The 15,557-nt window shown below is 54.9% G+C and carries 9 protein-coding genes; 6 read left to right on the top strand and 3 right to left on the bottom strand.

The features are described from left to right. Window positions 1-141: 141 nt before the first annotated feature. Window positions 142-2,610, bottom strand: a complete 2,469-nt coding sequence (gene lon / locus OXG98_18760) for an endopeptidase La (GenBank protein MCY3774054.1) — start codon at window positions 2,608-2,610, stop codon at window positions 142-144. Between the two features lie 501 nt (window positions 2,611-3,111). Between lon and OXG98_18755 the strand changes: the two genes are divergently transcribed. The 5 genes from OXG98_18755 (at window position 3,112) to OXG98_18735 (ending at window position 9,738) form a co-directional block, all read left to right on the top strand. Beyond that, window positions 3,112-3,582: a hypothetical protein gene (locus OXG98_18755; GenBank protein MCY3774053.1), complete on the top strand. Its 471-nt coding sequence runs from the start codon at window positions 3,112-3,114 to the stop codon at window positions 3,580-3,582. Window positions 3,583-3,673: 91 nt separating this feature from the next. Next, window positions 3,674-4,654, top strand: a complete 981-nt coding sequence (locus OXG98_18750) for a VOC family protein (GenBank protein ID MCY3774052.1) — start codon at window positions 3,674-3,676, stop codon at window positions 4,652-4,654. A 134-nt stretch (window positions 4,655-4,788) separates the two neighbouring features. Continuing rightward, window positions 4,789-6,024 carry a GNAT family N-acetyltransferase gene (locus OXG98_18745; GenBank protein MCY3774051.1) on the top strand — a complete coding sequence of 412 codons (1,236 nt, stop codon included), beginning with the start codon at window positions 4,789-4,791 and terminating at the stop codon, window positions 6,022-6,024. A 22-nt stretch (window positions 6,025-6,046) separates the two neighbouring features. Next, entirely contained in the window at window positions 6,047-6,289 is a 243-nt protein-coding gene (locus OXG98_18740; GenBank protein MCY3774050.1) for an AbrB/MazE/SpoVT family DNA-binding domain-containing protein, read from the top strand. Between the two features lie 86 nt (window positions 6,290-6,375). Further along, entirely contained in the window at window positions 6,376-9,738 is a 3,363-nt protein-coding gene (locus OXG98_18735; GenBank protein MCY3774049.1) for a helicase-related protein, read from the top strand. Between the two features lie 44 nt (window positions 9,739-9,782). On the opposite strand, the gene OXG98_18730 is transcribed toward OXG98_18735, so the two are convergent. Further along, window positions 9,783-11,180 (bottom strand): nucleotidyl transferase AbiEii/AbiGii toxin family protein, encoded by a 1,398-nt coding sequence (locus OXG98_18730; protein ID MCY3774048.1) that lies wholly within the window; start codon window positions 11,178-11,180, stop codon window positions 9,783-9,785. Between the two features lie 15 nt (window positions 11,181-11,195). Next, entirely contained in the window at window positions 11,196-11,879 is a 684-nt protein-coding gene (locus OXG98_18725; protein MCY3774047.1) for a hypothetical protein, read from the bottom strand. 430 nt (window positions 11,880-12,309) lie between these two features. Between OXG98_18725 and OXG98_18720 the strand changes: the two genes are divergently transcribed. Next, the gene (locus tag OXG98_18720) at window positions 12,310-15,522 is read left to right on the top strand and encodes an Eco57I restriction-modification methylase domain-containing protein (GenBank protein MCY3774046.1); all 3,213 of its coding nucleotides are present in this window, start codon (window positions 12,310-12,312) and stop codon (window positions 15,520-15,522) included. The last annotated feature ends 35 nt before the right edge of the window (window positions 15,523-15,557 follow it).

Genomic DNA, 15,557 nt, shown 5'->3' with positions numbered 1-15,557 from the left:
TGAGACCTGCCTCTTCCCCGCGTCTTGAGCCATGCCCGCATCGAACACAGGACGGTTACCGGCTGGATTCGCCCCTCACCTTCCCGGTTTTCGCTCGCCGTCGCCATGCGCCCGCCGTCGCCATGCGCCCGCCGTGGCCGCTCAGTTCAGATTCGCGTCCCGGGTCGCAACCGTTACCCCGCCTTCCAGGCTCTCCGCCCATGTCCCGTCGCTTTCCGGTGTGTCGACGGGCTCATCGTCGACGGGTTCGTCCATGAGCGCCAGTTCCAGGACCTGGTCGATGCGGTCGACCAGGCAGAAGCCGAGCTTCTCCTTTACGGCCGCGGGCACGTCGTCCAGGTCTTTCTCGTTCCTGCGGGGCAGTATGATGGTGGTGATGCCGGCCCGCATCGCCCCGAGGACCTTCTCCTTGATGCCGCCGACGGGCATGACCTTGCCGCGGAGGGTGACCTCACCGGTCATGGCCAGGTCGTTCCGGACCGGCCGTCCCGTGAGCAGGGAGGTCAGCACCGTCACGAGCGCTACGCCGGCGGAAGGTCCGTCCTTGGGAATGGCGCCCACGGGCAGATGGATGTGAATGTCGTGCCTGTCGAAGAACGCCGGATCGATTTGCCAGTCCGCGGCGTGCGACCGGACATAGGTCAGGGCGGCCCGGGCGGATTCCTTCATCACGTCGCCCAGTTGGCCCGTAAGCGTCAGGCCCTTGCCGCCGGCCATCTTGCTGGCTTCGACGAACATGATTTCGCCACCGGCCGGGGTCCAGGCCAGGCCGATCGCCACGCCGGGGTCTCCGGTGCGCTCCGCGGTCTCGGAGAAGTACTCGGGCGGGCCCAGGTACCGGTGAAGCTCATCTTCGGAGACCGGGAAGGGGGGAGCCTGCCCTTCGGCGACCGAACGGGCCGACTTGCGTGCCACCGTGCGTATCTTGCGTTCCAGATTGCGCAGACCCGCCTCCCGGGTATAGTCGGCAATGATCCGGCCGATCGCGCGATCGTCGAAAACCACGTCCTCGGTGGAGAGCCCGTGCGTATCCAGTTCCCTCGGGACGAGGTAGCGCCGGGCGATCTCGATCTTCTCCTCTTCCGTGTATCCCGACAGCTCGATGACTTCCATGCGGTCGCGCAGCGGCTCCGGGATGCCGGCCAGCATGTTGGCCGTGGTCACGAACATGACGTTGGACAGGTCGAAGGGCAGATCGATGTAGTGATCGGTGAAGGTGTCGTTCTGCTCCGGGTCGAGCACTTCGAGCAGGGCCGAGGAAGGATCTCCCCGGAAATCCCGCCCGAGCTTGTCGATTTCGTCCAGCATGAAGACCGGGTTGTTGGTGCCCGCCTTGCGGATGCTCTGGATGATGCGGCCAGGCAGCGCGCCGATATAGGTCCTGCGGTGGCCCCTGATCTCCGCCTCGTCGTGCACGCCGCCCAGCGAAATGCGCACGAACCGGCGGCCCAGGGCGCGGGCGATGGATTTGCCCAGCGAGGTCTTGCCCACCCCCGGCGGTCCGACGAAGCACAGGATGGAACCCTTCAGGTCCGGCTTCAGGCTGCGCACGGCCAGGTGCTCGAGGATGCGGTCCTTGATCTTCTCGAGGCCGTAGTGGTCTTCGTCCAGGATCTCCCGGGCCCGTTCGATGTCCAGCTGATCATCCGATGAAACGGACCAGGGCAGCTCCGACAGCCATTCGAGGTAGGTCCGCAGCGTCGAATACTCCGGAGAGATGGCCGGGATGCGCTCCAGCCGCTTGAGCTCGCGTTCCGCCTCAGTCCGCGCTTCGTCCGGCATGCCGGCCTCTTCGATCTTCCCGCGCAGATCCTTTAGTTCCTCGCCGTGGGCGTCTCCGTCTTCGCCGAGTTCCCGCTGAATGGCCTTCATCTGCTCGCGGAGATAGTATTCGCGCTGGGTCTTCCCCATCTTGTCCTCGACCTGGGACTGTATGCGGCTGCCCGTCTCCGCCACCTCGATCTCCCGGGCGATCAGGAAAGTCAGCGCCTTCAGCCTGTCCCCGACGTCGCTCAGCTCCAGCATGGCCTGCTGGTCTTCAAGGGACAGCTTCAGGTTGAAGGCAATGAAATCGGCCATCTTGGACGGCTGGTCTTCCAGGTTGAGCAGGGGTATCCGCAACTCTTCGGACATGGTCGGGACCAGTTCTATAAGCCGCTGGAACTGCTCCGCCAGGTTGTGAGCCAGGGCCTTGCCCTCCATGGATTCGTCCTGGCGCTCCGCCTGGAGCTTCACCCGGACGCGCATGACGGGCTCCGTTTCAAGCACCTCCGTCACCCGGGCGCGCGAGACCCCGTGGACAACCGCGTGGAGACTGTCCTCCGGCAGCTTCATCATCTTGTAGATCCGGACCAGCGTACCGTATTTGTAGAGATCGTCAGGCGCGGGCTGATCCGTCTCCGGGTCCCGCTGCGCCAGGATCATGACCATCTTGTCCTGCTGCAGCGCTTCGTCCAGCGCCTTGACGGAACCCGGCCGGTCGGCCACCAGTGCCGCGGCCATGTGAGGATACACGACCAGGTTGCGCACGGGCAACACGGCGATGGACTCGATCACCGAGTCCCCCTGCAGGTTCGTCTGAATTTCCTGGAGTGCCTTGACTTCAGCCATGTTCTACCTCGCTTTCCCTGCCTTTGTTCCGCGTCCGCGAGCGGCGGCCGTTCGGTTGCCGCGCCTGCGTAATGCTACAAATTCGGCGGGCGATCGGCCGTGTCTCGCGGCTGCTTACCTCTTTATACGCACGAACCGGCCTGTACGCTTCAATTGGCCTGAACTTCTTCCGTACTGGAAAACAGTAATATGCAAACATCATGCCACGATGATTACGGGCCTGAATATGACAAAATGGCATATTTCGGATTCGAAAAACTGCCAATTTGGCAGATAAGGCGCACCACACATCTTCCATCGAAACAGGTTGACAATTCAGTGGGTCGCGTTACCATGACGGGACGCATCGGCTCGTATGTCCACGCGGTATCCGTGCGTTAAACGAACTGTCTTTTAGTCTGCTCCAGCGTGAACCCACGCGTAATGCCCACCGGGAATGTATGTGTGTTCCCGGCGGGAATCGCCGAGGAAACTCCCTTTCTTCAGAAGAGGAATACCTATATGAAGAGTCCTTCCTATCGGATCATGATGACCGCGCTGACGTGCTTTTTAATCTCGGGATTGGCCATGGCGGGTTGCGGCGGTGAAAGCGGCGGCGAAAGCCAGGGTCATGGCGCCGAACCGGCCGAAAACGAACCGCCCGATCCGAACACCGAGGCGCGCCAGGAGCACATGAGAGAGATCGCCCGGCTCTGTGAAGGCATCGCCAGGGCGGTCGAGGAAAGTTCCGTGGGGACGATCGGAGCCGATGTAGTGCATCTCAAGGAAATCATGGAAGAGATTTCGACGATGCCGCCGCGGTATGACTCCTCGAGGTACGGGTTCTACGCCTCCGACTTCCAGATCCGCGCCGAGACGCTGATTGCCGCCGCGGAGACCGGTTCCGCCGCCGAGGCCGACTCGGCGTTTCAGGACCTGACCATCACTTGCGGTGTTTGCCATTACAACTGCAAGTTCCCGGCCGATCCGTAAATCCCGCGTCGTGGACGCGCAATGAGATGCAGTTACGGATATTGCAACTGCAAGTTCCCGGCCGATCCGTAAATCCCCGCAAGGAGGAATCATGGTTCGTCAGATAACCGCCGCGCTGGCCTGCGCGGCGCTCATAGCCGCGGCGTGCGGCCAGTCCGAAACGCCCGCGCCGCCCGAGGAGGAGTCCACACCCGTGAATCCCATGAACGATTTCGGCATGACGGCCAGCAACGTCTTCCTGTACTACGCCGACGTGGAAGCGGCGACGACGTTCTACACGCAGACCCTGGGCTTCGCCGTGGCGGCCGATTACGGGTTCGCCAAGATCCTCCGCGTCGCGCCGAGTTCCTTCATCACTCTCGTCGACGAAGAGATGGGCATGCACAGTGCCAGCGATCCCAAGACCGTCGCCATCGCCCTCATTACCGACCAACTGGACGAGTGGTGGGAGTACATGAAGGACCAGGACGTGGAGATGCGCTTCCCCTACAACCCGGTCGAGGGGCGTCCCCATCACGGTTTCGTCGCCATCGACCCGGAAGGTTATCTCCTGGAGTTCGAGCGGTTCAACGAGCACGCCGAGAACGAGATGCTGATCCCGGTGCTGAACGAGACCGAGACCATCTATCCCGCCGAAGGGGCGTCCAATGTGCCTCCGGGCCTGGGTTTCAAGGCGACCGTGGTGTGGTTCTACTACAAGGACATGCCGGCGATCCAGGCCTTCTACGAAGAAGTCATGGGCTTCGACCTGATCGTGGACCAGGGGTGGACCAAGATCTACCGCATATCGCCCTCGGGCTACATGGGTCTCGTGGACGAAACGCGCGGCATGCACAACTTCACGGAGAAGAAGGCCGTCACCATGTCTTTCTGGACGGATCGGATCGACGACTGGTACGCCTATGTCAGCGGCCACGGCTCCTTTGAAATGCGCTCGGAGAAGGTCGAGGAAACGGACCGGTACCGCGCCTTCGTCGCCTACGATCCGGAAGGCTACTACCTCGAGTGGAACGTCTTCAAGGACGCGCCCGACAACGTGACCCTCCACCGTATGCTTCGGGGTGAGGAGTAGCTCAGGACGCGAGGTAGATCACGGGCGAGGAATAGAAGGCGCCAGAGACAACGAGGCCCTCCACCGGACGCTTCGGGGCGAGGAGTAGCTCAGGGCATGAGGTAATGCACCGGCGAAGCGTAGAAGGAAGAGGAATGGCGATAATCAGGCCATATGACGCCGACCGCGACCGCGACGCGATGATCCGGGTCTGGCGCGAAGTGCACTGGATCACCAGCGACGAACAGGCCAAGTGGGCGCCCCAGTTCTTCGAGAAAACCCGGACCGACGTGGCCGAAGTGAACGGCGAAGCGGAGTGCCAGGCCTCTTCGACCGGCGGCACGTTCCGGTACCTGGACGAAGACCTCTCCATGTCCGCCATAGTCGGCGTAACGACCAGCCGCATCGCCCGGAAACAGCGCCTTGCCCAGCGGGTCACCGCGCACCGCATCGCCCGGGACGCCGCGGACGGCGTCGAGATCTGCACGCTGACCATGTTCGAACAGGGATTCTACGACTTGATGGGCTTCGGCACGGGTCCCTACGGCCACAGGGTACGATTCGATCCTGCCGACCTCACGGTAGACCGTCCCTTCCGCGTGCCCAGGCGCCTGAAGGCCGATGACTGGGAGATGATCCACGCCGCCATGATGAACCGCAGGCTTACCCACGGCGGCTGCAGGTTATATCCCGCGGAGTTGCTGCAGGTCGAGCTGAATCATGCGGAGAAATCCTTCCTCCTGGGGTATTGCGATGGTCCCGGCGGCGAACTGACCCACTTCTTCTGGGCCAGCGACCATGAAGAACACGGTCCCAGCTATATCTACATGATCGCCTACCAGGACCAGGACCAGCTCCTGGAACTGCTCGCGCTCATGAAATCACTCGGCGACCAGATCCGGCTTTTTCAAATAGTCGAACCCCCCGACGTGCAACTCCAGGACCTGATCAGGCAGCCCTTCCGGGCCAGGATGGTGTCCGAAAAGGGATCCTTCAACACCCTGATCCGGGGTGATGGATACTGGCAGGCCCGGATCTGCGACCTGGAAGCCTGCATGGCCAAGACCCGCCTGGACGGGCCGCCGGCGCGGTTCAACCTCGTGCTGAAGGACCCGATCGAGAAGCACCTGGACGCGGACGCGCCCTGGCGCGGACTGAGTGGGGAGTACGTGATCACGCTCGGTCCGGAATCGAGCGCCGAATCCGGCGCCGATCCCGCCCTGCCCACGCTGACCGCCTCGGTGGGCGCCTTCACCCGTATGTGGCTCGGCGTCCGTCCCGCCACCGGCCTGGCCGTCACCGACGACCTGGACGGTCCCCCCGAACTGCTGTCCGCGCTGGACCGGACCCTGCGCCTGCCCGTGCCGGGGTTGTGCGGATGGGAGTACTAGGTAGTACGGTAAGAAGGTTGAAATGATCGTGAAAATCTCGTCAAAGCGCCAGGTCACACTCCCGGCTAGCGTACTGGACGCCCTAGGCGTGGGTCCGGGCGACCAACTTGAAATCAAAGAAAGCCCCGATGGTTTCATCCTGAAGCCCTTTCGGATCGATTACTCCCGCCTTGGTTCGCTCAGAGACAAGATTCCTCCCGATCACCCTCCGTTCGATCTCGAATCGTTCCGGAAGCAACCCTACGATCCGTCGCTTAGGGACTGACACGTCCATACTCTCAGACTGCTGATCGAAATGTGGTCAATTTGCCTGTTGTAAATCGACTTTAGCAACTCTTCGGGAACACCGACATGCCTCAGATATTCGATAACATAGAACAGTCCCTTCTGCCGGCACTTGCACAAACCATGAAGTTGTCTGACCGTGCAGACTTCTGCGTGGGATACCTTAACTTGCGTGGCTGGAGATCCATCGACCAATACGTGGAGAAATGGAGTGGTGGAGAAGGCCACTGCTGCCGATTGCTGGTGGGAATGCACCAACTTCCCCACGAGGAGTTTCGGGCAGCCAGCAGCCTGGCCGAAAGCCAGTCGGACTTGGACAACCGGAAGGTAATTCAACTTAAGAAACAACTCGCTGAAGAGTTCAAAGATCAATTGGCCACAGGAGCACCAAGCAACGCGGATGAACAGGGACTACGAAGGCTTGCCAAACAGATAAAGGAGAAGAAAGTCGTCGTTAGGTTGTTCCTCAGGCACACGCTGCATGCAAAACTCTACCTGTTGTTTCGTCCGGACCCTATAAACCCGATCGTCGGGTACCTGGGAAGCAGCAACCTCACACTGTCCGGACTCTCCAAACAGGGAGAACTAAATGTCGATGTTATGGAACACGATGCCAGCGAGAAACTAGCTCAGTGGTTCGAAGCACGCTGGGAAGATCGCTGGTGCATCGATATATCCAAAGAGCTTGTTGAGATCATCGAAGCAAGCTGGGCAAGGGAAGAACTGATACCTCCCTATCAAATCTACCTCAAGATGGCGTATCATCTTTCGCAGGAAGCCAGGGCGGGACTCGCCGAATTCCGCATTCCCCACGATTTCGAAAATAAGCTGCTGGAATTTCAAACGGCAGCCGTAAAGATCGCGGCGCATCATTTGAATAAGCGCGGCGGAGTTATCATCGGAGACGTTGTTGGATTGGGCAAGACGCTCATGGCCACGGCGCTGGCGCGGATTTTCGAGGACGATCACAATCTCGAAACCTTAATCATTTGTCCCAAGAATCTGGAGGCCATGTGGAAAGATTACCGGGAGCAATTCCGATTGCGCGCCAGGGTGTTATCGATCAGTCGTGCTATAAACGAACTGCCCGGGATGCGCCGATATCGTGTAGTAATCATTGATGAAAGTCACAATCTCAGGAACCGCGAAGGTAGGCGATACAGGGCTATTCGGGAATACATCAGTGAAAACGAGAGTAAGTGTATCCTGCTGTCGGCAACCCCATACAACAAGACGTACGTCGATCTGTCCAACCAGCTACGACTCTTCGTTCCGGAACATGAAGACCTCGGAATATCACCGGAGCGCATGCTTCGCGAAATCGGCGAAACGGAATTCATACGCCGTCATCAAGCTCCCGCCCGATCACTGGCCGCCTTTGAACAGTCCAACTTCGCGGACGATTGGCGCGAACTGATGCGGCTGTACCTCGTTCGAAGAACACGCAGCTTCATACAGGACAACTATGCTGCCACTGACGATAATGATGGCCGTAAGTACCTTACCTTCGAGGACGGGAGTCGATCCTATTTTCCAACACGTATACCCAGGACGGTCCAGTTCGAAATAGACAGCCAGTACGCCCGGTTATTCTCGGACGATGTGGTCGATGCCATCAACAGCCTTGAACTTCCTCGCTATGGTCTAGGAAACTACGTTGCGGAGGAACCGACCGTAGCACCTTCGCAGGAAGAAAAGAAGATCATCGAAGATCTGTCACGGGCTGGCAAGAGACTCATGGGATTTTGCCGAACCAACCTGTTCAAACGCCTCGAGAGCAGTGGCCATTCCTTCATGCTGTCGGTCGAACGTCATGTTCTGCGCAACTACGTGTTTCTTCACGCCATCGAACAAGGACTGCCGTTACCGATTGGGACAACGGATACCGGAATCCTGGATACACAGTCATACGACGAAGATTCGGATTCGGCGACAGGCAACATCTTCGATATGGACGAAGAAGATGAAAACGAGGTCCCAAGCAGTGTGACCGGGCTTAATATCGAAGAGGACTTTAAAACAAGAGCAGCCGAGATTTACGAGCTTTACTCCGGTCGGTTCAAGAACCGGTTTCGGTGGTTGCCATCACACTTATTCGTAACGGAGCTTAAAAGCGTTCTCACAACTGACACCAAAACACTGACGAACCTCATCAATAGATCCGGACCATGGCAACCGACGCAGGATGCAAAACTGGATGCGCTGGAGAAGGTCCTGAAGGAGAAACACCCGAATCACAAGGTCGTGGTCTTTTCACAATTTGCTGACACGGTGCAATACCTGGACAACCAGCTCAAGGTCCGTGGCGTTTCTGAATCTTCCCCGGTCACAGGCGATTCAGCAGATCCAACCGCGCTGGCGTGGCGATTCAGCCCGGATTGCAACGAAAAACGACAGTATGCGACCGACCACGGCGAGATTCGAGTCCTTGTCTCCACCGATGTGCTCAGTGAAGGACAGAATCTACAGGACTGTGCTATCGTCGTAAACTACGATCTACCGTGGGCTATCATACGGTTGATTCAACGGGCAGGCCGAGTAGACCGTATTGGCCAGAAGGCAGCAGAAATCCTCTGTTATTCATTCCTCCCGGTCGAGGGTGTTGAGCGCTTGATACGCCTTAGAGCGCGGGTACGTACACGTCTGAAGGAGAACGCCGAGGTCGTGGGAACAGACGAGGCGTTCTTCGAGGATGAGGATACGAAAACAGTGGTCGACCTTTACAATGAGAAATCCGGTATTCTCGACGATGACGACGAATCGGATGTCGATCTATCTTCGTATGCGTACCAGATATGGCGCAATGCGACCGATGCAGATTCGTCGCTCAAAAAAACCATCGAGGATCTTCCGTCAGGTGTTCATTCATCGAAAGCTTACAATGAACGCCCGAATCGACCGGAGGGTGTACTTGTTCATATGCGGACTGGTCAAGGTAACGACGCCCTGTCGTGGGTAAACAGGAACGGTGAAAGTATCTCGGAGAGTCAGTTCGAGATCCTTCGTGCAGCCGAATGCGATCCGAATACACCGGCGATGGTTCGTCACAATACACACCACGAACTAGTGACTCAGGCCGCGAAACATATACGAAGGTCGGAAAAACGTGTCGGCGGGCAGTTGGGTCGGCCGTCAGGCGCAAGGTTTAGAACATACGAAAGGCTTAAGAGCTACGCCGACAACATCCAGGGAACTTTGTTCGAGTCTGACGCTTTACACAAAGCGATTGACGAGATCTACCGCCATCCCTTGCGGCAGGCTGCGGTGGATACGTTAAACAGACAACTACGTAGTGGGGTTTCAGACGAAATCCTGTCCGAACTGGTTATTGCGCTCCGAGACGAAGGCCGGCTCTGCATCGTACAGGAAGACGACGAAGAACTTGAGCCAAGGATCATCTGCTCGATGGGGTTGATTTCGGAAGACTAATCAGATGTCCTGAGTACGAACCTCGGTGGTCTCGAAAGTTCCCCTCAATACTCCGTATCAACCCAGTGACCATACCGGCCGGGACACGGATCACCCCATTCGTCGTTATGTCGATTGAGTTTTGTTGTCCTCCTCCTCTGACGTTTGAAATGCCGATCGCACATAGGACATTCCAGAATGAATACCGGTCCGTGGGTTTCGTAGTTGGTGCGTGGCCACCCTAATAGACTCCTGCGCATTGCTGTAGGTTTTATCTTGTATGGCCCGGTCGGCGTTAACTCAATCTCGTGCCGCGGCACGAAGGCCGTACTGGTCAATCGAGCACGTTCAATCTGATCAACCCTGTAACTCCTGTGGGCATTCTTGTCAACGTTATGCGCGTGAAGTACAACGTTGCCCGCCCTGGATAGTCGCAACGAATACGGTTCGATTGTTCGTGTCCTACCCAGGTAATCTAATTCAGCACATATCCGATTGGCGGCAGCAAATCGAATAACCTCGAGATGTGCTCGCGCCCTCCTTGGAACTGCATTAAAGATATACCTGTCCCGAATCAATTCCTCCCCTTCCTCACCCGTGTACGGAGCAGGTCTTTCAGGAATTAGCTCACCGAACAACCAGAGAAAGAACTCTTCGAGTTGATCCCAAAAGTGTTGCACTGGGAGTAGTGCCGGTAATTGATGTCCCAACATTGACTCCCATGAGCCCTCCAGCTCCGGTCTGAATGGCTCCAGCATTTCCAAAGTTGGTACGTCGATTCCTTTGAATTCGCATTTGGAACGTAGCACATCGAGTAGCACTCTCGCCGCAGGACGAATACCCTCATTTCGGTAGAGGTTGATTACATCGTATAGGTCTCGCGGCCGGGTTCTCTCACCCAGGGCACGTACTTTCTCGGCAAAGACCTCCTCATAGGCATAACACTGCACAACGATTCCGTTTTCAGGATCGTCACTGAATGGATGGAATATACGGGTTTGAACAGGAGGTAAGGCGATACGTTCGTCTGAGATTAGATCGAGTTTGATCCTCGGCGCGTTGTTCCCTCGTGGCGATACCGGTCCTCGATATCCGACACGCCCCTGACAGGCTTTCTCACCACGTTGGTTTTCGTAGATCTTGAATCGCCTGAATTCAACCGGCAGCGCAATCCCGGTTTCTTCGTGGACCTTTTCGCTAACCTCGGCGAATACCGATTCGAGAAACCTGGCGTTCAACTGAGACGGATCTTTAACTGTGAAATCCAGATCTTCGGAAAAACGGTAGGTCTCGAAGAAACACTTCTTAAGGCAAGTACCGCCCTTAAACACCCAGTTTCCAGCAAGCTCTTCGTTCCCGAATATACCCCACAGTACCCACCCCAAGACGTAGTCCTTCTCGGCGATTTGGGGGCCGACATTAGATACTTCAGCAGCATTCAGGATCTCTCGTCTATCGATCATACCAGTTTGATTTACCTACCAACTTGGTGGAATCCACAGCCGCCACCTTGTAACCAGACGCGTACATTGTAGCGCGGAATCAAGCCTTGCATTACCTGTGGTCATTTGTTCTTGACACCATTTCGTGAGTTGTGATGGACCGGAAAGCCTTTCTGTCAAGAAGCCCAAGCGCTTCATTACTGCTCCATTTCCCAGTTTCTCAGCATAAGCAATCAGCGATTCATCACTTCGTTCGGGCTTCTTCAAGTATTCACCCAGGCAATCCGACACATGTTGTATGCCACCACCTAGCTTTGGATTATGCAACATGTCGATAATGGTTCGGTGAATGTCCGAGAGGGTCACTCTTGTGCTTCCTCGCCAAACCGTCTTAGTGCCGAACACCTTGCGCTTGTGAACATGGAACAACAGAAACCGCGCTCCGTGTCGAATCTGCTGCTTTCGTCGAACTGGATTCGACGTAATCACGACTGTGTCATTAAACAATTGTTCCGTCAGGTCCCAGTACTCCGCAGCGGTCCATCCTCCAATGTAGGATGATCCGTAAAGTGATGGCACAAGTACCCAGTGATCGTCCAAAACATAACGGTTGCCAAGTAAATCCAAGGGAACAGGTACGTACGCCCCACGCCCTACGCGTCGCAACCATCCTTGACCTGTCCATCTGGATAATAGCTTGGAGGCTTCGATACGTGTCACCGATAGTGCCTTAACCACATCCTCGGTTTCGATGACTTCGTTCGCGTCTTGTAATACCGTTGAAAGCCTTAGTCTTCCAATCGGGTATGATCGTTTGTTATCGATACTAGTATTTGTCATCTTTATTTCTCTTATAACGAGAATTATAGTAAGCAAGTTATACTAGTTAGAGAATACGGATTGATTCTTTCGTTGTCAATAACATTTTATGTCTCTGCAACCGTAGGTTTATCGAAATTGTGCTACATTAAGTTGTCGTCTGATATGATTCCTAACGTTGCAATCAGGTTGAGTTAATCGACGGGATTGCATGATTCTTCACGCAACGCGTGTTCCTGGAAAGATCTATGCCTACACAGATAAACAGAGATCAGGTTCGAGAACGTCTTGAGGAATTCGATCTACAGCCACTCTTCATTGAGGATCTAGGTTGGATCATGGTGGAGAGAACCTGGAGGTAACGGTAGATGAACGTGCTTATCGTCTCGATGCCATCGCACATAAACGCGGCATGGTCGCGTATCAGCAGGTGGCATCGTCAGATGTCGAATTACCCGACTATCCAACTCGTCAGAAGATCGAGAAGCAGGTTACTAAGGCCGTACGCGAACATATAATAGTCTACACACCTCAGGACCATTCCACGCAACGCTGGCAGTGGGTGAAACGCGAGCCAGGGCAACCGGGCCAATCCCGGTCACATCTCTACAATCGAGAACAGTCAGGCGAAGCGTTGATCCAGAAATTGGAGCGTCTGGTTTTTAGTATTGAAGAGGAAGAAGATCTGTCCATTGTCGATGTATCGGGTCGTGTTCGTGCCGCATTTGATGTGGAGAGGGTAACTAAGAGATTCTACGACCGATTTAAGACCGAACACCAGACTTTCCTGCGATTCATCGAAGGCATCCTGGAGATGGCCGACCGTGAGTGGTACGCTTCGATCATGCTGAACCGGATGATGTTCATCTACTTCATCCAGAAGCGCGGATTCCTCGACGGCGACTCGGACTATCTCCGTAACAAATTAAGCACAGTACAAGACGCGGAAGGCCACGGCAAATTCCACAGTTTCTATCGACAGTTTCTTCTGCGTCTCTTCCATGAAGGCCTCGGTCAACCCGAGTCCAACCGCTCACCGGATCTAACGGCGTTGATCGGCAACGTCCCGTATCTCAACGGTGGTCTCTTCGACGTGCATGACCTGGAACGAGACGAACCGCAGATCGAGATCCCAGATGAAGCGTTCACACGCACATTTGATTTCTTCGACGCCTATCAGTGGCACCTTGACGACCGGCCCCTGCATAATGACAACGAGATAAACCCCGACGTGCTCGGTTACATCTTCGAGAAGTACATCAACCAGAAGCAGATGGGCGCTTACTATACCAAAGAGGACATCACTGGGTACATCAGCCGCAATACCATACTGCCCTATCTCTTCGACGAAGCAGAGAATCACTGCCCATCGCTTTTCGCGCCCGGGCGCGGTGTATGGCGCTTGTTACAGGATGAGCCGGACAGGTACTTCTATGAGGCCATGCGTCACGGGACTACATATGACGTCCATAACGGCGTACCGTTAGACGAGAAACGTCAATTGCCACCGGATATTGACGCTGGCCTAGAAGACGTGTCTAAAAGGGTTAACTGGAACAAAGCTGCGCCTGCCCAATATGCCCTCCCCACCGAGACCTGGCGCGAGCATGTCGCCAGACGAGAACGTTATGAGGAAATCCGTGCTAAACTCGCAAGCGGTGAAGTCACTTCAATCAACGACCTTATCACCTACAATCTGGACATTGAGAAGTTCACGCAGGACGTAATCAGTTGGAGCGAAGGACCGGAGTTGGTCCGGGCGTTTTGGGAGGGTATTGCAAAGGTTTCCGTACTTGACCCAACATGTGGGTCCGGAGCTTTCCTGTTCGCTGCGCTCAACATCTTGGAACCCATTTACTCCGCTTGTCTGGATGCGATGCGGCAGTTCCTCGAAGACCAAAAAACCTCGAAAAGAAAACACCACCCTGAAAGCCTAAACGACTTCCGCAGAGTGCTCGATGAGGTGGCCAGCCACGAGAACGAAACATACTTCATCCTGAAGTCCATCATCGTCAACAATCTCTATGGCGTTGACATCATGGAAGAAGCCGTGGAGATTTGCAAGTTGCGGCTCTTCCTGAAACTTGTCGCCCAGTTGGAGAACTACGATCAGATTGAGCCGCTACCGGACGTTGATTTCAACATACGCGCCGGCAACACGCTCGTCGGATTTGCGTCGCTGGAAGAGGTTAAGAGGGTACTCGGGTCCAACCTGATCAAGCAGTTAGAGATCCCGAAGATCGAAGCACGCGCCGGAGACGCAGACGAAGCGTTTCGGCGATTCCAGAGCATGCAGACTCAGCACGAACTAAACGCGAGCGATTTCGCACAAACGAAATTGATCCTTCGAGAACGACTAAATGATCTTCGCGTGGAGTTAGACGGATATCTGGCAGGCGAATACGGTGTAGAAACCGAAGATCAAGAAGCATATGACCAATGGCGAGATAGCCATCAGCCTTTTCACTGGTTCGTTGAGTTCTTTGGGATTACTCAAGGTGGGGGGTTTGATGTGATTATCGGGAATCCTCCGTATGTGGAGTATAGCAAGATCAAAAAGGTTTATCGAGTAAATGGAATGCAGACTCAAAAGTGTGGCAATATTTACGCCTACTGTATCGAAAACTCACTCAAACTTATGCATGAGCAGGCTAGATTCGGGTTTATCGTTCCGCTCAGCTTACAGGCTACAACCAGAATGAAAAAGCTCCAGCAACTACTGATTAACGAAAAACGGGATACATTTCTAAGCACGTTTGATGTCTATCCAAGCAAGTTATTCGAAGGCGCCAAACAGCGACTCTGTATACTCGTGCTATCTGAATGTACTAACGAATCTAGGATATTCACAACATGTTACAATCGGTGGAAGCCTGAGGAAAGAAGCATACTTTTCCCAACTCTCCTTTTTCACGCATCATTATGGGACGAGAGGCGTAATCTGATTCCAAAGTTAGGGCACAGAACAGCGAAAGAGATATTGGAAAAACTAAGCAAGTTTAGCTTGGTAATGTATAGAACAAAATCGACTATGTCCCCTTCATTCTATGTCCATCGTATTCCGTACAACTTTGTTAAGGCACTTGATTTTGTTCCCTATTTTTATAGTGAGGTGGACGGCCAGAAAAAGTCCGCAGATTATAAACCGTATCAATTAGACACATCGGAAGCAAACCGCTCTTTGTTGGCCGTGCTGAATTCGAATCTTTACTTCTGGTGGTGGTATTCTATGTTTGAGGGTTATCACTGTGGTCGACATGAGATAATGTCTTTTCCTGCCGGCGTTCGGGAGTTTGTACACGAGATCACTGAAAGCCTCTCAGTTCAATCAACACGACTAATGTTGGATTACAAGCGACATAGTGGGAGAAAGAAAGCAATATACAAAGCGACTGGGTTAGTCGAATACGACGAATACTATCCAAGAAAATCTAAACCGATAATAGACGAAATCGATCGCATACTTGCCCAACATTATGACTTCACTGATGAGGAATTGGATTTCATCATCAATTACGACATCAAGTACCGTTTGGGACGTTGATGCTAAAAGAAAATCAGCATCAGATATTCGCGTGG

Source organism: Gemmatimonadota bacterium, from assembly GCA_026706345.1.
GTDB lineage: Bacteria > JAAXHH01 > JAAXHH01 > JAAXHH01 > JAAXHH01 > JAAXHH01.
This window is presented reverse-complemented; position numbering and strand designations above follow the sequence as displayed.

What these genes read in the sequence shown, in the direction of transcription:
- lon (MCY3774054.1), bottom strand. Translation starts at nt 2,610, where the DNA reads ATGGCTGAAGTCAAGGCACTCCAGGAAATTCAGACGAACCTGCAGGGG.
- OXG98_18755 (MCY3774053.1), top strand. Translation starts at nt 3,112, where the DNA reads ATGAAGAGTCCTTCCTATCGGATCATGATGACCGCGCTGACGTGCTTT.
- OXG98_18750 (MCY3774052.1), top strand. Translation starts at nt 3,674, where the DNA reads ATGGTTCGTCAGATAACCGCCGCGCTGGCCTGCGCGGCGCTCATAGCC.
- OXG98_18745 (MCY3774051.1), top strand. Translation starts at nt 4,789, where the DNA reads ATGGCGATAATCAGGCCATATGACGCCGACCGCGACCGCGACGCGATG.
- OXG98_18740 (MCY3774050.1), top strand. Translation starts at nt 6,047, where the DNA reads ATGATCGTGAAAATCTCGTCAAAGCGCCAGGTCACACTCCCGGCTAGC.
- OXG98_18735 (MCY3774049.1), top strand. Translation starts at nt 6,376, where the DNA reads ATGCCTCAGATATTCGATAACATAGAACAGTCCCTTCTGCCGGCACTT.
- OXG98_18730 (MCY3774048.1), bottom strand. Translation starts at nt 11,180, where the DNA reads ATGATCGATAGACGAGAGATCCTGAATGCTGCTGAAGTATCTAATGTC.